Annotated in this window: 22 protein-coding genes; 14 read left to right on the top strand and 8 right to left on the bottom strand. The window is 44.6% G+C overall.

All coding sequences use genetic code 11. The annotated features are described in order from the left end of the window. Positions 1-16 precede the first annotated feature (16 nt). Positions 17-595, bottom strand: coding sequence for a 1,6-anhydro-N-acetylmuramyl-L-alanine amidase AmpD (gene ampD, locus F972_RS14285; RefSeq protein WP_004770042.1), 579 nt, complete (start codon positions 593-595; stop codon positions 17-19). Between the two features lie 144 nt (positions 596-739). Here ampD and nadC point away from each other — a divergent pair, with 144 nt between their 5' ends. Continuing rightward, on the top strand, positions 740-1,585 hold the full coding sequence (gene nadC, locus F972_RS14280; protein ID WP_004675342.1) for a carboxylating nicotinate-nucleotide diphosphorylase: 846 nt from the start codon (positions 740-742) through the stop codon (positions 1,583-1,585). On the opposite strand, the gene F972_RS14275 is transcribed toward nadC, so the two are convergent. From F972_RS14275 to F972_RS14260, 4 genes are all read right to left on the bottom strand, one after another. Beyond that, positions 1,582-1,776 (bottom strand): ABZJ_00068 family colistin stress protein, encoded by a 195-nt coding sequence (locus tag F972_RS14275; RefSeq protein ID WP_004770040.1) that lies wholly within the window; start codon positions 1,774-1,776, stop codon positions 1,582-1,584. The two genes, nadC and F972_RS14275, sit on opposite strands and share 4 nt — an antisense overlap. Positions 1,777-2,337: 561 nt before the next feature. Continuing rightward, positions 2,338-3,054, bottom strand: coding sequence for a ribonuclease PH (rph, locus tag F972_RS14270; RefSeq protein ID WP_004680175.1), 717 nt, complete (start codon positions 3,052-3,054; stop codon positions 2,338-2,340). 108 nt (positions 3,055-3,162) lie between these two features. Then, complete coding sequence (locus tag F972_RS14265; protein ID WP_171062522.1) at positions 3,163-4,305, bottom strand: fatty acid desaturase family protein; 1,143 nt, start codon at positions 4,303-4,305, stop codon at positions 3,163-3,165. A gap of 30 nt (positions 4,306-4,335) precedes the next feature. Further along, positions 4,336-5,361, bottom strand: a complete 1,026-nt coding sequence (locus F972_RS14260) for a flavin reductase family protein (RefSeq protein WP_004770039.1) — start codon at positions 5,359-5,361, stop codon at positions 4,336-4,338. 310 nt (positions 5,362-5,671) lie between these two features. Between F972_RS14260 and F972_RS14255 the strand changes: the two genes are divergently transcribed. Both F972_RS14255 and F972_RS14250 read left to right on the top strand, forming a co-directional pair. Then, positions 5,672-6,322, top strand: coding sequence for a TetR family transcriptional regulator (locus F972_RS14255; RefSeq protein ID WP_004770038.1), 651 nt, complete (start codon positions 5,672-5,674; stop codon positions 6,320-6,322). A gap of 107 nt (positions 6,323-6,429) precedes the next feature. After that, positions 6,430-7,065, top strand: a complete 636-nt coding sequence (locus F972_RS14250) for a TetR/AcrR family transcriptional regulator (protein ID WP_004675353.1) — start codon at positions 6,430-6,432, stop codon at positions 7,063-7,065. Between the two features lie 54 nt (positions 7,066-7,119). Here F972_RS14250 and F972_RS14245 read toward each other — a convergent pair whose 3' ends face one another. Next, entirely contained in the window at positions 7,120-7,743 is a 624-nt protein-coding gene (locus F972_RS14245; protein WP_004770036.1) for a thiol:disulfide interchange protein DsbA/DsbL, read from the bottom strand. 181 nt (positions 7,744-7,924) lie between these two features. On the opposite strand from F972_RS14245, the gene ubiG reads away from it, so the two are divergent. From ubiG to F972_RS14195, 10 genes are all read left to right on the top strand, one after another. Further along, the gene (gene ubiG, locus F972_RS14240) at positions 7,925-8,638 is read left to right on the top strand and encodes a bifunctional 2-polyprenyl-6-hydroxyphenol methylase/3-demethylubiquinol 3-O-methyltransferase UbiG (protein ID WP_004680179.1); all 714 of its coding nucleotides are present in this window, start codon (positions 7,925-7,927) and stop codon (positions 8,636-8,638) included. Further along, positions 8,638-9,336, top strand: a complete 699-nt coding sequence (locus tag F972_RS14235; protein ID WP_004770033.1) for an HAD family hydrolase — start codon at positions 8,638-8,640, stop codon at positions 9,334-9,336. Before ubiG ends, F972_RS14235 begins: the two co-directional genes overlap by 1 nt. A gap of 30 nt (positions 9,337-9,366) precedes the next feature. Continuing rightward, positions 9,367-10,113 carry a YciK family oxidoreductase gene (locus tag F972_RS14230; protein ID WP_004680180.1) on the top strand — a complete coding sequence of 249 codons (747 nt, stop codon included), beginning with the start codon at positions 9,367-9,369 and terminating at the stop codon, positions 10,111-10,113. Between the two features lie 168 nt (positions 10,114-10,281). Beyond that, the gene (locus F972_RS14225; protein WP_004680181.1) at positions 10,282-10,740 is read left to right on the top strand and encodes an RcnB family protein; all 459 of its coding nucleotides are present in this window, start codon (positions 10,282-10,284) and stop codon (positions 10,738-10,740) included. A gap of 111 nt (positions 10,741-10,851) precedes the next feature. Continuing rightward, positions 10,852-12,207: an amino-acid N-acetyltransferase gene (argA, locus tag F972_RS14220; protein ID WP_004758647.1), complete on the top strand. Its 1,356-nt coding sequence runs from the start codon at positions 10,852-10,854 to the stop codon at positions 12,205-12,207. Between the two features lie 291 nt (positions 12,208-12,498). Further along, positions 12,499-13,491, top strand: a complete 993-nt coding sequence (locus tag F972_RS14215; RefSeq protein ID WP_004770031.1) for a sulfonate ABC transporter substrate-binding protein — start codon at positions 12,499-12,501, stop codon at positions 13,489-13,491. An 80-nt stretch (positions 13,492-13,571) separates the two neighbouring features. Next, complete coding sequence (ssuD, locus tag F972_RS14210) at positions 13,572-14,747, top strand: FMNH2-dependent alkanesulfonate monooxygenase (protein WP_004770030.1); 1,176 nt, start codon at positions 13,572-13,574, stop codon at positions 14,745-14,747. After that, positions 14,744-15,547, top strand: coding sequence for an aliphatic sulfonate ABC transporter permease SsuC (ssuC, locus tag F972_RS14205; protein WP_004680185.1), 804 nt, complete (start codon positions 14,744-14,746; stop codon positions 15,545-15,547). The genes ssuD and ssuC overlap by 4 nt, the downstream gene beginning before the upstream one ends. Before the next feature lie 15 nt (positions 15,548-15,562). Beyond that, a complete protein-coding gene (locus tag F972_RS14200; protein WP_004756799.1) occupies positions 15,563-16,363 on the top strand; it encodes an ATP-binding cassette domain-containing protein in 801 nt (266 codons plus the stop codon). A 243-nt stretch (positions 16,364-16,606) separates the two neighbouring features. Continuing rightward, positions 16,607-17,218 (top strand): TetR/AcrR family transcriptional regulator, encoded by a 612-nt coding sequence (locus tag F972_RS14195; protein WP_026040037.1) that lies wholly within the window; start codon positions 16,607-16,609, stop codon positions 17,216-17,218. A 48-nt stretch (positions 17,219-17,266) separates the two neighbouring features. Here F972_RS14195 and F972_RS14190 read toward each other — a convergent pair whose 3' ends face one another. Then, the gene (locus F972_RS14190) at positions 17,267-17,833 is read right to left on the bottom strand and encodes a phosphorylase family protein (protein WP_004680187.1); all 567 of its coding nucleotides are present in this window, start codon (positions 17,831-17,833) and stop codon (positions 17,267-17,269) included. A gap of 63 nt (positions 17,834-17,896) precedes the next feature. Beyond that, positions 17,897-19,030, bottom strand: a complete 1,134-nt coding sequence (locus F972_RS14185) for a TDT family transporter (protein ID WP_034428205.1) — start codon at positions 19,028-19,030, stop codon at positions 17,897-17,899. Positions 19,031-19,237: 207 nt separating this feature from the next. Here F972_RS14185 and ribF point away from each other — a divergent pair, with 207 nt between their 5' ends. Continuing rightward, on the top strand, positions 19,238-20,239 hold the full coding sequence (gene ribF / locus F972_RS14180) for a riboflavin biosynthesis protein RibF (RefSeq protein WP_004770028.1): 1,002 nt from the start codon (positions 19,238-19,240) through the stop codon (positions 20,237-20,239). Positions 20,240-20,255: the final 16 nt, after the last annotated feature.

Here is a 20,255-nt window from a genome sequence, read left to right as displayed (position 1 = left end):
AGATTTCGTTGTGAAATCATAAATCGGTTGATGTTTTTTCAGATAACAACTGACGGAACAATTGCCAGTCAAAATACAACCCTGGGTCAGTCTTACGTTTTGGGGCAATATCTGAGTGCCCTGCAATATGGTTCTGAATTTTTGGATAGGCCTGGCGCAGTATTTTCACCACGTCTACAAGTGACTGATATTGTTCTGGCTCAAAGGGCAAGTCATCACTGCCTTCTAATTCGATGCCAATCGAATAGTCATTACATTCTTTTTGAGCGAGATAACTAGAACGTCCTGCATGCCATGAGCGGTCATTAAAGTTGACGAACTGGATGACCTCTCCCGTACGCAAGATCAGCAAATGTGCGGATACCTGCATCCCTTCAATGGTCTGAAAATAGGGATGGATCGACCAATCCAGTTGATTCTGAAAAAACTGCTGGATATAGCCGCCTCCAAACTGGGACGGTGGCAGGCTAATGTTGTGGATCACAATCAACTGAATTTCAGCATCAATAGGACGGGCATTAAAATTGGGGGATGCAATCTGTGTTGCGCCTTGTAGGATTCCATCTTGGACTTGAGCAAATCTAGATTGTTGCATTGTGACCCGAATCAGCAATTTAATATTTATCCTCCACATTCTGACATGCTTTATCGTGAATAATCGAGATCAAATACTTATTTTTTACGAGGACAATGCTAAGATAAGCCCCAAGTTTTTTGGTCAACATCTACTGGAAATCGTATGAGCATCCCACAATCTTTGCTTGAACAATCTATTCAAATCAATATTCAGCAAGCATTACAGGAAGATATTGGGGACGGCGATATCACGGCCCTGCTCACACCAGCAGATGAACAGGCCACTGCGACCATTATTAGCCGTGAAGAGATGGTGTTGGCAGGACAGCCCTGGGTCAATGCATTGATTCAGGCTTATGACAATACCGTTCAAGTCACTTGGTTAAAACAAGAGGGTGAAGTGGTTGCAGCCAATGAAGCCTTTTTAAAGCTTGCTGGTTCTGCCCGTAGTCTTTTGACAGTAGAACGCCCTGCATTGAACTTCATCCAAACCCTGTCTGCGGTGGCAACCAAAACCGCAAGTTATGTAAAACAACTGGATGGTTTACATACCAAACTATTAGATACTCGTAAAACCTTACCAGGCCTGCGTATTGCGCAAAAATATGCGGTTGGTATCGGTGGCGGACAGAACCACCGTTTAGGTTTGTTTGATGCATTCCTGATCAAGGAAAACCATATTATGGCGGCAGGTGGAATTGCTCAGGCCATTGCCAAAGCCCATGAGATTGCCCCAGGAAAAGCTGTTGAAGTTGAGGTTGAAACTTGGGATGAACTGAATCAGGCACTGGAAGCAGGTGCCGATATTGTAATGCTGGATAATTTTAGCCAACAGCAAATGATTGATGCCGTGAAACACGTTGCGGGACGTTGCAAACTGGAAGCATCAGGCAATATCACCATTGAGAACCTACGTGAAGTTGCCAGCACAGGGGTTGACTACATTTCGATGGGCGTATTGACCAAAGATGTAAGAGCTGTTGATTTATCCATGCGTTTTAACGGCTAGACCTGTTCGGAATCATCTTCCTCTACAGTTGTTTTATCTTTAGCCGAAGCATCTGCAACCTTTGGGGTTTCAGATGTCTTGAGCTGTTCAGTCCAAGCTGACTTGGCCTCAGTTGAATCAGTTGGGCGTGGATCGGCTGCCATGAGAACGAAAGTCACTGCGGTAAGAAATACTAAAAAAACCTGTAACATGATTATCCCTATTTATCCGAATAGCCGTAAAACCTCGGGGTTTAGCCCGAGGATATAAGGCTGCAATCCGCTAGTCCCCCTTGTGGGGATTAGCTAGGATTGCTAAAAACATTTGAATCTAGTAATCCATGTGCTATGATAATTACGTTGTATATTTTTAGTCAGCAGACTGATACAACACGAAAAAAACAGTTTTCCCCATTGTAATCCGTGCGCTCTTTGCAATCCGAAAGGTAGGACTACATTGGAATAAGAAGCAGAGAACTATAGTATCTGTTTCGTGGCAGGACATTGCCATCTAGCAGTAGGAATCCCCCTCCTTTAGGTCGGGGAGGATGTCAATGTTCCTGTTTAATTTGCTTAATCTAACAGGGCAAAGTGAAATGAATTCGCTGGCTTTGTTACAACATAGACAGACTAAGTGAATTTATGTTGAAGAGCATGCTGTTCTGTCTAATGCTATTTAGACTTATGTAAATATCCGATATCAAACGCCCAGATTGATTAGGACAAAAAAAGGCGGTCTAAAGTAGCCAGACCGCCTGAACTATCAACTGGAAATTACCAACCGAGAGCTTGTTGTTGCTTTTGGATCAGTTCCTGAATCCCTTTTTCTGCAAGCTCTAACATGGCATTGCACTGGCTACGGGTAAACGGCTTGTCTTCTGCCGTTCCCTGAATCTCAATAAATTCGCCTGCCTGCGTCATCACCACGTTTAAATCCGTTTGGCAATTTGAATCTTCTTCGTAGCAGAGGTCGAGTAAAACCTCGTCCTGATACATCCCCACCGAGATGGCTGCCACCAGACCTTTTAACGGGTCCTGTTTAATTTTCTTGTTGCTGAGCAACACATTCATTGCATCAACCAAGGCAACCGCCGCCCCTGTAATTGCTGCGGTACGTGTCCCACCATCTGCCTGAATCACATCACAGTCGATGGTGATGGTGTTTTCACCGAGCTTTTTCAGGTCAACCATTGCTCTTAGGCTACGGCCAATCAAACGCTGGATTTCCTGGGTACGGCCTGTCTGTTTTCCCCGTGCCGCCTCACGATCACTTCGTGTATGCGTTGAACGCGGCAACATGCCATATTCCGCAGTGACCCAGCCTTGCCCCTGTCCTTTCAAAAAGCGTGGTACTGAATTGTCAATACTCGCTGTACACAGCACCTTGGTATGACCAAATTCAACCAAAACTGAACCCTCTGCATAGCGGGTATAGTTACGGGTAATTTTTACCTCACGTAATTGGTCTAATGTTCTTTGGTCAATACGCATAACGATTCCTTAAAACTATGGCACAAATATAATTGCACCATAGTATAGCTCAATTACACGCGATTTCAGTTTTACTTATTCGTTACAATTCCACGAATACGCAATCCTTTAAGCAAATTTAAATCTCGCTTTTAAATTTGTCCAACCTTGCGCCAATTGTGCCGACATATCATTTGGCAATGAACATTTCGCCAAAGCCACCCACACAGTACCAAATTGCTTCATGAAATTAGCTTCGTTATAGTTCACGCCATATTCAGCACATAAAGCTCTGATCTGCGGTGCCACTTGCTCATAACGATTTGCTGGCATATCTGGGAACAAATGGTGCTCAATCTGATGGCTTAAGTTACCACTCATAAAGTGCATCCACTTACCACCTGTGAAGTTACTCGAACCACGGATCTGACGTAAGTACCATTCTGCCTTGGTTTCGTTCTCAGTATTATCGGCTTCAAAGGTTTCTGCATCTTCAGTAAAATGACCATTAAAAATCACTGCCGAAGACCATAAGTTACGAATCACATTGGCTACAGCATTGCCTGCCAATACTGGGATAAAGTTAATCGTCGCAATCGCAGGGAAAAACACATAATCTTTGAGGACTTGGCGAGTCGCTTTTTTACGAAACTCGGCTGCATCTGCCCATGCTTGTTTCCATGTTTTAGTTTTGTAGACCAAAGCATCTTCTAAATGTAGGTTTTGTACGCCCACATACCATTGGAAAAAGAACATTAACTGTAATGCCAATGGAATATTGGCCAAATGACGAACTTCCCATTTTTGGTCTTCCGTGACACGTAAGATGCCATAGCCAACGTCATGGTCTTTGCCCACAATATTGGTATAAGTATGGTGCATATAGTTATGGGTAAAACGCCAATCATTTCCTGAGCAGGTATTGTCCCAGTCATAATCTTCACCACGTAAACTTGGGTCATTCAACCAGTCAAACTGACCATGCATGACATTGTGTCCAAGTTCCATGTTTTCGACGATCTTAGATACGCCTAACATTGCTGTACCTAGTAACCATACAGGTGGAATCCAACCACCAAACATCAACATGCCACGAGATGCAATCTCGGTATAACGCACAAAATCACGGACTTTATAGATATATTTGGAATCTTCTTCGCCTAAATTCTGCATAACAGCTAAACGAATCTCTTCTACGCGACGACCCAATTCCTGAACTTGTTCAGGGCTTAAATGTGCTGACTTTGATGCTGCTTTAAATTCTAATGCCATATTCATTTCAATTATCCTCAATATTTGTTTTTATAGGTCAATCGTGACTGGGCTAAGGGCTTGGCTTACACATAACTTGATCGCACGATTAGGCTGATCATCAATCTCACCCGTAATCACGTTTTGTGTTACACCACTGACTTTGGTACAGCTACAGCGATTACAGACCCCCATGCGACAACCATGCTGTGGGCGTAAACCTGCTTGCTCCGCACTACTTAATAGATTGGTCGTTGCAATAAAATTCTGTTGTGCACGACGGAAAGTAATCGGTTGAGCTTCGTTAGACTGCTCAATTTGTACAGGTTGGAAAAATTCCTGATGAAAATTTCCTACCGCATCCTGTTGAGCATAAATCTCTTGTGCTTGGCGCATCATGCTATGATGACCACAAGCATATGTCTGTAATTCTTTAAAGTTCGGAACTAACTTTTCTAATAAAGCGGTATCTAAATGCTGCTTTTGCTGTGCTGTATTAAAAAAGTGATATTTCAGTTGTGGATATTGTTCTGCTAAAGCCAATATTTCCTGATGGAACACTTCAGCACGGTTAAAATACACCACGTGAACTTCTTTTAAATTCTGTGCAACAGCTTGTTTTAACAACGAGTAAATTGCAGTAATCCCAGAACCAGAAGCAATCAAGAGTGCAGATTGTTGTCCTTGATGCAGAACAAAATCACCTTGCGTCTGTGAAATCTCAATACTATCACCCACATGCAAAAGTTGCGCTGCGCTTGACACCAAGCCCTGTACTTTAATACCCAGACAAATTTCACCTTGTGCGGTAACATCAATAATTGAGTAGCTACGTTGATGATAAACCCCGTGAATCATCAAGGTAAGCAAAATACTTTGACCTGCACGTACCGCAGCGATATCAAAGTTTTTGTTTGGTTTTAAAGTCAATAAAACCATATCTTTACTTAAGGACTGTACCCCAGTCACTTCAGCAAGGATGCGTTTCCATGCAAATGTCGGCTTGATTTTCTGTAAGATAAAATCAACAAAATCTTCTCTAACCCAATGTGGCTGATAGCTTAACTGTGCGTTCATAAGTTCCTCGTTTTGTATCTGGCTATTTATCTTGAGTGAACGTATATTCATATAGTGAACATGTGTACACTATATTTATTTGTGTTCACTGAGTCAACACTTGTTCACTAATTTTTTGAATATTCTTTATTCTTTTTATAAGTGGCTAAAAATCATGAAAAAATAAATGATTTAAACCTGATGCTTTTTGCCCAGCCACAATGCCATGGTTTTGGACAAGCAGGAATCTGTCTTATTTAGCAATGGTTGGGGCTAAAAAAGTTTTGTATTTTTTGCTAGACTCTGCTTATGGTTTTAATGGAACTTATTCATGTCGATTAGAGATGAACGAAAACAACAGAGTCGGCAGGCTCTACTGGATGCGGCACTTCATCTCAGTACATCTGGGCGCTCATTTAGTAGCATCAGTTTGCGTGAGGTGGCTCGCGAAGTTGGGTTGGTGCCAACGGCGTTCTATCGTCATTTTCAGGACATGGATACATTGGGACAGGAGCTGGTTGACCAAGTGTCACTCCATTTAAAAAGCCTGATCCATCAGTTGGGACAAAGCTATCTACAGCATGGCGGAAGCGCCAAAACCCGTACCAGCATTGAACTATTTGTACAGGCAGTCAACCATAGCCCGCAGCAGTGGCAGTTCATGATTGCTGAACGCTGGGGCGGTTCTGAGACGGTAAGAATCGCAATCGCACGGGAAATTGAGTTTTTGATTGAGGACCTTGCCATTGATTTGTGCAAGCTTGAAACCTTTAAGCACATTAAAAAGTCCAAGGACCTGCAAGTGCTATCCACCATCCTGATCAATATGTCATTTACATGGGCCATGACCTGGATCAACCTCCCGAAACAGTTCACGATTGATCATTTACTCGAACAACAGAAGCTGTTTATTGACAATGCGGCAACTCAGGTACGCTTATTATTCCGTGGCATCTCCAACTGGGAACCACAAAATGCCTGATCTTATCAAAGCTAAAGTTTGATATATAAAAGCATTGCTTAGCGTTATGATTAATAACACACTAATGCAAATGCCGTTTAGAACACTATGAGGAGCCTATAAGCATCATGAATCCTGATCGTCATACTCAGTTCTTAATTCGTAAAGAAAAAATTTTGCAGGTTGCAGAAAAACTTTTACTAGAAAACAACCAAGAAATGACCTTGGATGAACTGGTTGCCGAGCTAGATATTGCTAAAGGTACTTTATATAAACATTTCCGCAGTAAAAATGAATTACTGTTGGAACTGATTATTCAGAATGAAAAAGAAATTTTAAAAATTTCAGAAAAATATAACACTGATGTTAAGGAGTATGCGCCTCGCTATATGCTTTATCATTTAACCTCACCGAGTCGTACGATTTTACTGCATCAGTTAGAAGAACATCTGACCATGACCGAGTCAAAGCTGAAGCACCTGTTTGATGAGCTGTATGCGGTTCGCCAGCAACGTATTGTTTCACTAAAAGAAATGACTGAGAAATATTTAAAGTCACTTAACTATGATATGTCGATCCGTGACTATCTGTCCTATATCTGGTCCTTGACCTACGGTGCCGCCCTATTGCTTAACTCAAGCTATTACCAGCGTTCAATTGGTTCCCGCCAGAAGCTGATCAACCTCTATGTCAGTCAGGCGCTGTCACTACCGACCCAGACGGTACAGATTGACTTAAAAGAGTTTCAACTGGAACAGCCCTAAAATAAAAAGGACCGTATTGAACAGTCCTTCTTTACACCACCACAAACCCGTAAATTATTTACCGCCCTTGCGCTCTTTCTCAAGCAGATAGTCAACTACCTGGGTGACCTTGCCATCTTCACCTTGCACCACATATTTACCTGCAACCACCACCGCTGGAACACCCGTCAACTGGTATTGCTGTGCCAACTGATTAGATTCAGCCACTTTTGCAGTGATCGGGAATGAATTAAACATACTGTTGAACTTCTGCTCAGGCACGTCATAACGGGCGAAGAATTTTGCTTGTGATGCTTGATCAAAAATCTGCTGACCACCATCATGGATGGCGTGGAACAGTGGAATATGGGTTTTCTTACGTACACCTAGTGCCTCAGACACATAATAACCACGAGCACCCTGTTCCCACACCTTGTTCATTGCCGCTGGGGTACGCAGGAAATACACATCTTTTGGAATTTTCTTTAACCACGTTTGCATATGTGGTTCAAGCTTAAAGCAGTGCGGGCAACCGTACCAAAAGAATTCACGTACTTCAATTTTTCCCGCTGGCGCAGCTGTTTTACCCGGATTGGCAACCACGGTATAGTCTTTACCAGCAACAAAATCAGCAGCCGTTGCATTCATTGAAAACGCCATTACAACTGCACTTAAACCACTTAATACTAACTTTTTCATTGAGTTTGCTTTTCCTCTAAGCATTTTTCGTAAGTTTATATACTAAATATAAAACAAACACGACCAATTCGTTTTGCTTCTGTGAAGTTTTTTATTGGATTTATCGCTTTTTTTTCCAGAATCGCTACACTACCAACAGATTAAACCAAAATAATCATCCTAATATGAATGAGGTGACACCATGTCGCAGTTGAATGTTGATCCACAGGAAATCGCAAAATTTGAGGCCTTGGCTGCCAAATGGTGGGATCAGCATTCCGAGTTTCGTCCCCTGCATCAAATCAACCCGTTGCGCTTAAACTGGATTGATGAGCGGGTCGGTGGACTGTCGGGCAAAAAAGTGCTGGATGTGGGCTGTGGTGGCGGTATTCTGGCGGAAAGCATGGCACGCCGTGGTGCCAATGTGCTGGGCATTGACATGGGCGAGGCACCACTTGCGGTGGGTCGCTTGCATGCACAGCAGGAGAATGTACAGAATATTGAGTACCGCCAGATTCCCGTTGAGCAACTGGCGCAGGAACAGGCAGGACAATACGATGTCGTCACCTGTATGGAAATGATGGAACACGTTCCCGATCCAGCCTCCATCGTCAAGGCTTGCCAAAGCTTGGTCAAGCCAGGTGGTCATGTGTTCTTCTCCACCATTAACCGTAATCCCAAATCCTACTTGTTTGCGATTATCGGTGCGGAATATGTGCTGCGCCTACTGCCAAAAGGCACCCACGATTATCATAAGTTCATTCGTCCATCGGAAATGGCGCATGACATCCGCAATGCAGGTCTTACCTTAAAGGAAATGACTGGCCTGCATTACAATCCATTGACCAAGCATTACTGGCTGGCACCCAATGTCGATGTCAATTACATGGTTCATACAGTCAATACAGGTGCCTAATGAAAGCGGTTTTATTTGATCTTGATGGTACCCTGATTGACACCGCGGCGGACTTTGTCCGTATTATCCAGCAAATGTGCCGTGATGAGCAACGTCCTGTGGTGGAGGCGGAAATCATCCGTACTCAGGTGTCCGAAGGTGCACGTGCGATGGTCCAGCTGGTTTATCCTGAAATGGACGTAACAGACCCCGTATTTTTGGCGCATCGTCAGCGTTTTCTAAATACCTATGGCGACAATATCGTGGTCGACACCAACCTGTTTGAGGGAATGTATCCCCTGCTTGTGGAACTCGAAGCCCATCAAATTCCCTGGGGTATTGTCACCAATAAACCGCGTGGTTTAAGTGAATTGTTGCTGGCCGCACTAAACCTGACCGAACGCTGCGCGGTACTGGTGTGTCCAGAGGATGTCAGCAAAACCAAGCCTGACCCTGAACCGATGTATTTGGCAGCGAAACAGTTGAATCTGGAGGCCAGGGACATTATCTATGTGGGGGATCACCCACGTGATATTGATGCAGGGCGCAATGCGGAGATGTATACGATTTTGGCAGCCTATGGTTACCTGCCTGTTGAGTCCCGTGATGACCTGCTGGCATGGCAGGCTGATGCGATTATTCAAACCGTGCCTGAACTTCACCAACTGTTAAAAAATAAAATCGCGGTTTTAGCCGAAAATCAGGGTATGATGGGCTAAGCATACAAGATAACAATAGGAGGTATAACAATGAAATATTCAGAATATCAACCTCGTCCAGACCTGCTCAAGGATCGCATTATCCTGATTACAGGTGCAGGTGATGGAATTGGGCGTGCCGCTGCTATTAGTTATGCCTTACATGGCGCCACGGTTGTGCTTCATGGTCGTAGCCTGAACAAACTCGAAGTCATCTATGATGAAATTGAGGGTCTGGGTGCGCCACAACCTGCCATTCTGCCCTTACAGCTTTCAACCGCCTCCAGCCATGACTATGAGCTTCTGGTCAATACACTGGAACAGCAGTTTGGCCGCTTAGATGGTATCCTGCACAATGCGGGCATGCTGGGTGACCGTGTTGAACTGGCACATTATCCAATTGATGTGTGGGATGACGTGCTTTCCGTCAACCTGCGTGCGCCTTTTGCCCTGACACAGGCACTGCTTCCACTGCTGCAAAAATCGGCACACGCCTCGGTGGTGTTCACTAGTTCCAGTGTGGGACGAGAACCGCGTGCGCTTTGGGGCGCCTATTCCGTCTCCAAGGTAGCCACGGAAGCCATGAGCAAGATTTTTGCCGCAGAGAATAGCTATCCAAACATCCGCTTTAACTGCATCAATCCAGGCGGCACACGCACCGCCATGCGCGCCAAGGCCTATCCTGATGAAGACCCGAAAGTGCTGCCAACAGCTGACGAGATTATGCCTGCCTATCTTTACCTCATGGGTGATGATAGTTTGGACATGAATGGTCAGAGCATTGATGCGCAGGCCTAGGTTTTCGCATCAACCAACAATGGGCCTGAAACGGTCACAACCTATCGTTTTTAAAGGAGAACTGGGGAGAATCTCCATCTTTTTAATGGAATAATGAATTGATCTTCACAGTTTCTCTGCATTTTTAGAGTACAGTTTTGCCATGAGAGACATCCGCCTAGGTGCATCATGAAAAAAGTTTTCATCATCTTGATATTAGGTTCAACCACCCTTTTCAGCAGTATGGGTAGTTTTGCAGGCCCGCATTTTGACCGTGACGATTCCCGTGGCGGTGGTTGGCAGGGCCGCAACTTTGACCGTGACGATTCCCGTGGCGGTGGTTGGCAGGGCCGCAACTTTGATCGTGATGATGATCCGCGTGGCAACTGGCAGGGCCGTCCAGGAGAGGAAAACCGTGATCGTGAGCGCCGAATGCGTCAGGAACGTGGGGTTGAACGCCTGAAGCAGCATCGCTGGCAGGCGGGCTATGTCATGCCTCAGCATTATCGTGGCAATAGCTACAAGGTTGACTACAAGGACAATAACCTGCCAAGACCAGGCCGTAACGAGCAATGGTACAAAATCAACAATGACTACATCCTGGTCAACTCGGATGACAACAGCATTGTTCGCATCATGGGATTCTAGACGTTTTCCCATGTGCAGGTCCAATAAACTTGGGCCGTTGTTTTAGGAATAGATTTATCTTTTCATTTTTTTCGTTAGAATCAGATTAATTGATAGCGATCTGAGATCAACATGGCGAACCAAATCACTGAAATATCACAGAGTAGCACACAGGATTATGTGCATTGGTTTCGCCATTCCGCACCCTATATCAATGCGCACCGCCATAAAACCTTTGTGCTGATGTTTGGCGGTGAGGCGGTTCAGCATAAAAATTTCCAGCACATCATCCATGATATTGCCCTGTTACATTCACTCGGCATCCGCCTGATTCTGGTACACGGCGCACGACCACAGATTAACCAGAACCTCACTGAACGCAATATTGAAACACCTTTCCACCAAAACCGCCGCATTACCACACGTGAGTCACTGCGGGGGGTGATGAATGCCGTGGGTTCAATTCGCCTGGAAATTGAGGCACTGCTTTCGATGGGACTTGCCAACTCCCCGATGTATGGCGCACGCATTGATGTGGTTTCTGGAAACTTTGTCACCGCCAAACCCTATGGCATCCGTGATGGCGTTGACTTCCAGCTTACAGGCGATGTCCGCTCAATTGACACCGATGCCATCCATCGTCATCTGGACAATCACAATATTGTGTTGTTAGGGCCAACGGGTTACTCGACCACTGGCGAAGTGTTTAATTTGCTGGCGGAGGAAGTAGCCACTAAAACGGCAACCATGTTAAAGGCGGACAAGCTAATTTTTCTGGGTGAACAGCAAGGTTTAATGGATGCCAAACAGCAGTTGCTGCGTGAGCTCAGCCCACGTCAGCTTGATCCCTATATTCAGCAATACCAAAACCAGTCTCCCGAATTTGCCCTACATTTAAAACAGGCGCAACAGGCTTCCCTGTCAGGCGTACATCGTGTACACCTGATTTCCTATGCCTATGATGGCGCACTGATTGAGGAACTGTTCACTCGTGATGGCATTGGCACCATGATTACCGATGCCCATTATGAGGAGGTACGGATTGCCAATATTCATGATGTGGGCGGCCTGATAAACCTGCTGCGGCCACTTGAGCAGGAAGGTATTCTGGTGTATCGCTCCCGCGAACGCCTTGAAAGTGAGATTGAGCAGTTTGCCGTGATTGAGCGTGATGGCATGATTCTGGCCTGTGCCGCACTCTACCCGATTCCAGCGAAAGCCAATGAAAAATGTTCTGCCGAAATCGCCTGTGTTGCTGTCGACTCCAGTTACCGCAAATCTAACCGTGGTAGCCAGATCTTGCAATTTCTGGAAAACAGGGCCAAACAGCAAGGTATTCAGCAACTATTTGTCCTCACCACACGCACGGCGCACTGGTTTCTGGAACACGGCTTTAGCCCTGCCAGTGTGGATGACCTGCCAAATGCACGTCAGGCACTTTATAACTATCAACGTAATTCTTTGGTATTTAAAAAATCCCTTGACTAATGCCTCTGGAGATATTGTTATTTTTGATAATGATATCTCCACATCCTGTCTTTTTGTTATATCTTCCCTCAGCAAAACCATAGCCTTAAAATAGAAAAACACTAAAAACAATAGCTTATAAAAATAACGCTCCTTTTTGATATCTATACCCACGATAAGCATATCCAATATTCTGTTTTGCAATCTTTTAGATAAATAAAGCCTGATTATTTATTTTTTATGCAATAAAAAAAGTTTTAGTTTGATTGCTCAGCTTATTTCATCTTTTGATTTTCGGGGAGCACAAGCAGCATGGCCATTTTTATCAGTCGTTTATGGACACAACCTATCCTAATTACAGCAATGCTTGCCAGCTTGGTTAACATCACAGGTTGTGCAAAAAAAGCTGAGCAGCAAGAGGCCAAACCACAAGAAACCACAACATTAAATATCGGCTTTCAGAAGTATGGTATTTTGCCGATTGTTAAAGCAAAAGGTGAACTAGAAAAAAACCTTGCTGCTCAAGGCGTAAATGTCAAATGGGTAGAGTTTCCAGCGGGTCCACAACTTCTGGAGGGCTTGAATGTTGGCAGTGTCTCTTTGGGTGAGGCAGGTGAAGCCGCGCCTATTTTCGCTCAGGCAGCCAATCCAAATCTGGTGTATGTGGCCAACCAGCCAGCAGCACCTACTGCTGAAGCCCTGATTGTACAAAAAGATTCCCCAATTCAATCCGTACAAGACCTGAAAGGCAAACGTATTGCACTGAACAAGGGTTCAAACGTCCACTATTTATTATTGAAACTGTTGGAAGCCAACAACCTCACCCTCAATGACATCCAGCCTGTCTATCTTCCACCCTCAGATGCCCGTGCCGCATTTGAAAAGGGCGCAGTTGATGCCTGGGTGATTTGGGACCCATTCCTAGCTGCGGCGGAACATCAGGTACATGCGCGTGTCATTGCCAATGGCGAGCATTTGGTCAGCAATTACCAGTTCTATTTAGCGGACCGTAAATTTGCCGAAAATCATCCTGAAATTTTAAAGACCGTTGTTCAAACCCTGAACCAGACCACCGACTGGGTCAAGACCTATCCAGATGATGCCGCGAAACTACTGGAAAAACCAACCGCACTGGAATTTGAGGTGTTAAAAGCATCGATTTCACGCATGGGCTTCGGGGTTCAGCCCATCTCTGAAAAGGTTGCCAAGGAACAGCAATATGTTGCTGATGCATTCTACGCGCAGAAACTGATTCCAAAACAGTTGGTAATTCAGGACGCGGTACTCAAGAACGACATTAAGTAATCAGCAGAATACAGATCAACATTCAGCACAGTGTCTGCTCTGCCAAATAAATTTTTTACTTTTTCATAAGGAACATCGACATGAATATTTTCTGGTTTATCCCCACTCATGGTGACAGCCGTTATCTAGGCACCAGCAAGGGCGCACGTCAGGTCGATCATGCCTATATGAAACAGATTGCGGTGGCAGTTGACAACCTGGGCTATGATGGCGTACTGATTCCAACAGGCCGTTCCTGTGAAGACCCATGGATTACAGCTGCCAGCCTGATTGATGCCACCAGACAACTTAAGTTTCTGGTGGCCCTCCGTCCAGGCATTACCACGCCTGCGCTCGCCGCCCGCATGGCAGCGACTTTCGACCGTCTTTCCAATGGACGTATCCTGCTCAACCTTGTCACAGGTGGAGATGAACAGGAACTCAAGGGCGATGGCCTGTATGAAGACCACAGTACCCGTTACCAGACCGCTTCTGAATATGTCAAAATCTGGCGTGAAATCCTGACCCGTTCGCATACAGGTGAATCGTTTACTTTTCATGGCGAACGCTTAAGCGTCGATGATGCCAAACTGCTCTATCCACCCGTACAACAGCCTCATCCCCCGTTATGGTTTGGTGGCTCATCCGAAGCGGCGACTGAGCTGGCAGCAGAACAGGTTGATACCTATTTAACCTGGGGTGAACCACCTGCCGCAGTTAAGGAAAAAATCCAATATTTACGTGCCAAGGCTGCCGCTATAGGCCGAACCCTAAATTACGGCATTCGCCTGCATGTGATTGTGCGTGAAACCAATGAACAGGCCTGGGCAGCGGCGGATGAACTGATCCAGTATCTGGATGATGCCACGATTGCCGCAGCACAGAAGAAATTTGCGCAAATGGATTCAGTGGGCCAACAACGCATGGCGGCGTTGCATGGTGGACGTAAAGATCAACTTGAAGTGTCCCCGAATCTTTGGGCAGGCATTGGTCTGGTTCGCGGTGGTGCAGGCACGGCATTGGTGGGTGACCCAGAAACGGTGGCTGCAAGGATTCAGGAGTATGCGGATTTAGGCATTGATACCTTTATTTTCTCAGGCTATCCACATCTGGAAGAATCGATTCGTTTTGCGGAATTGGTGTTTCCACTCTTGCCGCTGCAAACACGCAAGAAACTGGCACAACCGCACTTAACAGGACCATTTGGGGAAATCATTGCCAACAACTACGTCCCTGAGACTACGGAAGCAAAAAATCTGGTCAAGGAGACAGCATGAGTGCAAAAGTTTTCTTAAACAATGTTTCACGTGGAACACAGCAGCTCGGCAAAGGCCTGTTACCGTGGCTGTTACCGATCTTATTGATCGTCATCTGGCAAATTGCCTCAAGTACAGGTTTACTGCAAAGTCGGGTTCTGCCCGCCCCCTCTTCTGTGGTCAGTGCCTTTTGGCACCTGCTCATCAGTGGTGAACTTTGGCAGCATGTCAAGGTCAGTGCTGGACGGGCTTTACTCGGCTTATTGGTGGGTGGGGGGCTGGGGCTAGTTCTCGGCTTGTTGAATGGCTCATCCCGTGTTGCATCAACGCTGCTGGACACCACCCTGCAAATGATCCGCAACATCCCTGCACTTGCCCTGATTCCACTGGTGATCTTATGGTTTGGCATTGATGAAACCGCCAAGTTGTTTCTAGTGGCGGTCGGGGTGTTTTTCCCGATCTATATCAATACCTATCATGGCATCCGTTCAGTTGATCCGCAGCTGATTGAAATGGGTAGAAGCTATGGGCTGAACCGCTGGCAACTGTATAAAGACATTATTTTACCTGGCGCAATGCCCTCCATTTTAGTGGGGCTACGTTTCTCTCTCGGTTTGGTGTGGGTATTGCTGATCGTTGCTGAAACCATTTCCGCCCAGTCAGGCATTGGCTATATGACCATGAATGCACGGGAGTTTTTACAAACCGATATCGTGCTAGTGGGTATCCTGCTGTATGCCTTGCTGGGGAAACTGGCCGATGTCTTTGCGCAACTGCTGGAACGTTATTTATTACGCTGGCATTCAGGTTATCAAAAATAAAAAAGGAAAATAAACATGAGCAACCTCAATCTAAACCTATATGAAAATAATTTCATCCAGCCCATTATTAAGCTAGATACCACAAACGCCCCAGCCAATGGTGCAGATATCCTGATTGAGCAACTGTATAAGTTCTATGGCGAGGTCAAGGTACTTGAGGATCTGGATTTAAACATTCAGGCAGGCGAGTTTGTTGCCATTGTCGGGCGCAGTGGCTGTGGTAAAAGCACCCTGCTACGCCTAATCGCACAACTGGAAAAGACCAGCTATGGTGAAATCAAGTTCCAGTCCGCACGCAACTTCCGTGAGGGCATCACCAATGATGACATTCGGGTGATGTTTCAGGACCCACGCCTGCTACCCTGGAAAAGTGTCATGCAAAATGTGCAACTGGGATTGGCCAAAAGTCAGCGTGGGCTTGCAGAGCAACTTCTAGAAAAAGTCGGCCTAAAGGAAAAGGCTGCACAATGGCCTGCCCAGCTATCAGGCGGTCAGCGTCAACGTGCCGCACTGGCTCGGGCATTGTCACATGCACCGCGTATCCTGTTGCTGGATGAACCACTTGGCGCACTGGACGCACTTACCCGTCTGGAAATGCAGAACCTGATTGAACGCCTCTGGAAAGAACAGGGCTTTACCGCAATTCTGGTGACACATGATGTCAGTGAAGCAGTACAGCTTGCTGACCGAATTATTCTGCTGGATCAGGGGCATATTGCGCATAATTTCCAGGTCAATCTTCCACGTCCACGCAAAAAAAGCATTGCCTTTGCCCAGTTGGAACAACAGGTCCTTAATGCGGTTTTAGCCACCTAAAACCGCTTTTACCCATCTCAAAAACCACATTTCAAGAACAACAACCACTCGACAATTTCTCGCAATGACTGAGGAATTATTTACAAAATATGTCTTACCCATTTTAGATTTCAATAATTATCAAGTACATCGTGACTACTGGTCTGGCAATCCCTGCTTTTTCGATAAAAAATACGGTTATTTTGCACAAATCCGCCAATTTATCTTACAATGTCAATGACATTTTTTGAATCAAGCTCGCAGATGGAACAGAAAAAGAGTACACAAAAGCGCAATCAACTGCTGAATGCTGCCCTGGATGTTTTTTCCGTCTATGGATTTAGTGGTGCAAGTCTGGATGAAATTGCCCAACTGGCAAATATGCATAAATCCAATATCTTTTATTATTATGAAAACAAAGAGTCACTGTATGTTGAAGTGCTCACCACCGTAATGCAAAAGTGGTTGGCACCCTTACAGATATTGGAAGTCGAGCTTGAGCCAACTGAGGCCTTAACTCATTATTTGATGCAAAAAATCGAAAGTTCAAAAGATCAGCCAAAAGCTTCTCGTTTATTTGCATTGGAAATCATTCAGGGTGCACCACATATTTTACCGATTTTAAAAGGTCCATTGAAAAAGCTGTTTAAACGCAAAACCAAAGTGATTGAGACTTGGCAGGAACAAGGCAAATTATCCAAAGAAATTGATGCAGAATTATTAATTATCAATATTTGGGCAATCACCCAAAATTATGCGGATTTTTCTACTCAAATGGAAATGGTCACAGGCAAGACCCTGCGCAACCGCAGTATGTATCAACGCACCATTGAGCATACGGTACACTTGATGCTATATGGTGTATTGCCACGTTAAAACCAGAAAGCATTGATCAGGCCTATCTCAGCAGATAGGCTTTTTTATTTAAAAATGCGCCTGATACAACGCCAATAATTTTTGTGCGCCAAGCAGCAGATTCTCTTCCCAATCTAAATGAGCCGTATCATTGGCACCATCTGTAATATATTTGACTGAAATCAAACGCACCCCAAGCTTCTGGCACACTTTGGCGAGGGCATAGGCTTCCATGTCCACCAGATTACAGGATACTTTTGGCTGTCCTGTTTCAAAGGAGTCACCTGTACCACAGATCCCTTTAGGTAAATGTTCAAAATGCGGCTGAACATGGATTTCGGCAGGAATGTCCTCATCCATTGGGGTCACGCCCACGGCAAAACCCAGTGGTGACACATCCATGTCCCGTTGTACAAAAGTAATCACCTCAACCAGACTATGTGCATCGAAGTGCGAACTGCCTGCACTGCCTAAATTGATCAGCGTTTTGCATCCCGTCTTTTGAATCACCTCAAATGCCTTGAATGCTGCATTAATTTTGCCGATTCCACTGTAATGAACGTCAATACCTACTTGTTCAAACAAACCTTTAGATTCATTCGGTAAGGCCATAATCAGAGCAATATCAGCATTCATAAAAAAGACTCGTTCAAATCAAAATAGAGACACAAAAAAGGTGTGCTAAAGCACACCTTGATATTATTGCATCTTCTGCTGTAAGGCGACCAAACATGGGGAGAAAAATAATTGACCGCTGTACGCTCCTGCCAGCGTTTTCTTCATCACCAATGCCCACAAACCCACCAACAACAGACTTAAAACCACAGCCGCATACTGTAAGAAGTCGATATGTAACTGATGCGCCAAGTTAAAGATCGCCAAAATAAACACACCGAATGGGAAAGTCAGTCCCCACCAACCCAAGTTAAATGGAATGCCTGTACGCATATGACGCAGTGTGGTCAAAATCGCAATCCCAAACCACCATAAGCCAAAACCTAATAACACTAAACTTGCCACAATACCCAAGGCTGGCAGTAATGTCGCTAAACCTTCGAAACCTATCGCCTGCATGATACGTGGTGCTTGTTCCCCCAATAATAATAACGCCAAAGCCCCTGTGCCAATTGGTCCTAAACAAAGCCAGCTAGAAATTGCCACCTCTTTCTCAGGCAGTTGATGTAAAGCCAAACGTAGCATTAAGATGGTCAGAATTGCAAAAGCCGGCAATACAGAAATGCCCCATAGTACATAGCCTGTGACTAAAATATTGAATGCGTGCTGATCGGCTGTTAAATGTTGTAGTAATACTCCCGCTGAACTCGCAGCCACCTCACAAGCCACTATCGGTAATAACCATACTGCGGTCATCCGTTGTAATAAATGATCTTGGCAGCTAAACATACAAAATGGCACGATCCATGCGATCATCACAGCGAGAAATACATCGAAATACCAAAGATACTCCGCAATTTGCACCGCAATATCACCATATAAATGCGTTCCGAAGCTGAGAAAACCATTGATGATCGTCGCCAGCCCCATCGGAATAGCCCCTAAAAACAGACTCATATTTGGATGACTAAAAATCTGTTTTGCTTCCGTTGGAAATAAAATCCATCGCAACATATAAAGCACACTAAAACTTATGAAGAGCAAAATATTCAATTGCCATAATTGTGTCGCTAACTTGAATAATAGAGCGGAAGCAAAAGGTAACTGTGCTAAAATCATTGCCACAACACCAGTTCCCATAGTGGCTGTAAACCAGTTTGGGGTAAAATGGCGAATGACATCTCGACTTTGTTCTAGCTGATAAAATGGCTTTTTCATCTCTATCTCAATATTCAGCAACATGGATTGATTTTAGTTCAGCTTTAAAATAAGAAAAATTGATTTATTTTTATTTAATCAATCAGATTTATTTATATAAAAATGCTTAAATATTGAAATTTCTCTGTGTAAAAACACAACAACAAGACGAAACGCTGAGAATATGGCAATATATAGCCTTTGTAAAAATCACTGTATTTAACGCCCATGAAGTTGCTTCGTCTCAACGCATTATCGCCAAATTTTCAGTTACCTCCGACTGCGGTAACGATTGGCAATTTTGATGGTGTCCATCTTGGTCATCAAGCGATGATTGCCCAGCTTAAATCGTTAGCATCTGCTCAAGGCTTAAAAACTTTAGTGATGATTTTTGAGCCACAACCGCTTGAATTTTTTAAAGGTTATGATGCCCCACCCCGCATTAGCTCCTTACGAGAAAAAGTAGAATATTTAACTGAACTGGGTGTGGATTACATTGCGGTAGCAAAGTTTGATCAATACTTTAGAAGCCTGAATGCGACTGAATTTGCGGATTTACTCAAATTTAAGCTCAATGCCCAAACCCTCGTTTTGGGAGATGACTTTCATTTTGGCAAAGATCGCCAAGGAAACAGTGAATTCTTAAGAGATTATGGTTTTAATGTCACCAATTTAGATACGATTGCACTGAATGATGAACGTGTCAGTTCAACCCGTATTCGTCAGGTTCTACAAGAAGGTGATCTGGCATTAGCAGCTAAACTGCTGGGTCGTCCTTACAGCATCACGGGTCGTGTGCAATATGGTGATCAAATCGGACGTACACTGGATTTTCCAACAATTAATGTTCGTTTAAATCGTCATAAGCCTTGTCTAAGTGGCATCTATGCAGTCGATGTGGTGTGTGAAAATGCCTCACTGACAGCAAAAGTAAAACATACAAACCCTGCCCTGAACGGCATTGCAGGGTATCAAAGTGATAGCTTATTCGGTGCTGGCCATGTGGGGACTCGTCCTGCGATCGAACAAGTTCAGCCTGAGTGGCGATTAGAAGTACATTTCCCTGATGTTTCTGCTAATCTGTATAGCTTATTAATGCGGGTAACCTTTCTTCACTATTTACATGGTGAACTGAATTACCCTTCGCTTGAAGCACTCAAAGCTGGAATAGATGATGATGTGCAAAAATTACGAGACTATCGTAATCGTACTTCAGAATTTCCTTTTTAAATTTAATTTTCATTTG

Source organism: Acinetobacter sp. CIP 102529 (assembly GCF_000368325.1).
Taxonomy (GTDB): domain Bacteria; phylum Pseudomonadota; class Gammaproteobacteria; order Pseudomonadales; family Moraxellaceae; genus Acinetobacter; species Acinetobacter parvus.
The sequence above is the reverse complement of the archived record's forward strand: the minus strand, read 5'-3'. Positions and strand labels throughout refer to the sequence as shown.

Bases quoted from the DNA above. Each gene is read 5' to 3' on its own strand.
- ampD (WP_004770042.1), bottom strand. From the start codon at position 595: ATGCAACAATCTAGATTTGCTCAAGTCCAAGATGGAATCCTACAAGGC.
- nadC (WP_004675342.1), top strand. From the start codon at position 740: ATGAGCATCCCACAATCTTTGCTTGAACAATCTATTCAAATCAATATT.
- F972_RS14275 (WP_004770040.1), bottom strand. From the start codon at position 1,776: ATGTTACAGGTTTTTTTAGTATTTCTTACCGCAGTGACTTTCGTTCTC.
- rph (WP_004680175.1), bottom strand. From the start codon at position 3,054: ATGCGTATTGACCAAAGAACATTAGACCAATTACGTGAGGTAAAAATT.
- F972_RS14265 (WP_171062522.1), bottom strand. From the start codon at position 4,305: ATGGCATTAGAATTTAAAGCAGCATCAAAGTCAGCACATTTAAGCCCT.
- F972_RS14260 (WP_004770039.1), bottom strand. From the start codon at position 5,361: ATGAACGCACAGTTAAGCTATCAGCCACATTGGGTTAGAGAAGATTTT.
- F972_RS14255 (WP_004770038.1), top strand. From the start codon at position 5,672: ATGTCGATTAGAGATGAACGAAAACAACAGAGTCGGCAGGCTCTACTG.
- F972_RS14250 (WP_004675353.1), top strand. From the start codon at position 6,430: ATGAATCCTGATCGTCATACTCAGTTCTTAATTCGTAAAGAAAAAATT.
- F972_RS14245 (WP_004770036.1), bottom strand. From the start codon at position 7,743: ATGAAAAAGTTAGTATTAAGTGGTTTAAGTGCAGTTGTAATGGCGTTT.
- ubiG (WP_004680179.1), top strand. From the start codon at position 7,925: ATGTCGCAGTTGAATGTTGATCCACAGGAAATCGCAAAATTTGAGGCC.
- F972_RS14235 (WP_004770033.1), top strand. From the start codon at position 8,638: ATGAAAGCGGTTTTATTTGATCTTGATGGTACCCTGATTGACACCGCG.
- F972_RS14230 (WP_004680180.1), top strand. From the start codon at position 9,367: ATGAAATATTCAGAATATCAACCTCGTCCAGACCTGCTCAAGGATCGC.
- F972_RS14225 (WP_004680181.1), top strand. From the start codon at position 10,282: ATGAAAAAAGTTTTCATCATCTTGATATTAGGTTCAACCACCCTTTTC.
- argA (WP_004758647.1), top strand. From the start codon at position 10,852: ATGGCGAACCAAATCACTGAAATATCACAGAGTAGCACACAGGATTAT.
- F972_RS14215 (WP_004770031.1), top strand. From the start codon at position 12,499: ATGGCCATTTTTATCAGTCGTTTATGGACACAACCTATCCTAATTACA.
- ssuD (WP_004770030.1), top strand. From the start codon at position 13,572: ATGAATATTTTCTGGTTTATCCCCACTCATGGTGACAGCCGTTATCTA.
- ssuC (WP_004680185.1), top strand. From the start codon at position 14,744: ATGAGTGCAAAAGTTTTCTTAAACAATGTTTCACGTGGAACACAGCAG.
- F972_RS14200 (WP_004756799.1), top strand. From the start codon at position 15,563: ATGAGCAACCTCAATCTAAACCTATATGAAAATAATTTCATCCAGCCC.
- F972_RS14195 (WP_026040037.1), top strand. From the start codon at position 16,607: ATGGAACAGAAAAAGAGTACACAAAAGCGCAATCAACTGCTGAATGCT.
- F972_RS14190 (WP_004680187.1), bottom strand. From the start codon at position 17,833: ATGAATGCTGATATTGCTCTGATTATGGCCTTACCGAATGAATCTAAA.
- F972_RS14185 (WP_034428205.1), bottom strand. From the start codon at position 19,030: ATGAAAAAGCCATTTTATCAGCTAGAACAAAGTCGAGATGTCATTCGC.
- ribF (WP_004770028.1), top strand. From the start codon at position 19,238: ATGAAGTTGCTTCGTCTCAACGCATTATCGCCAAATTTTCAGTTACCT.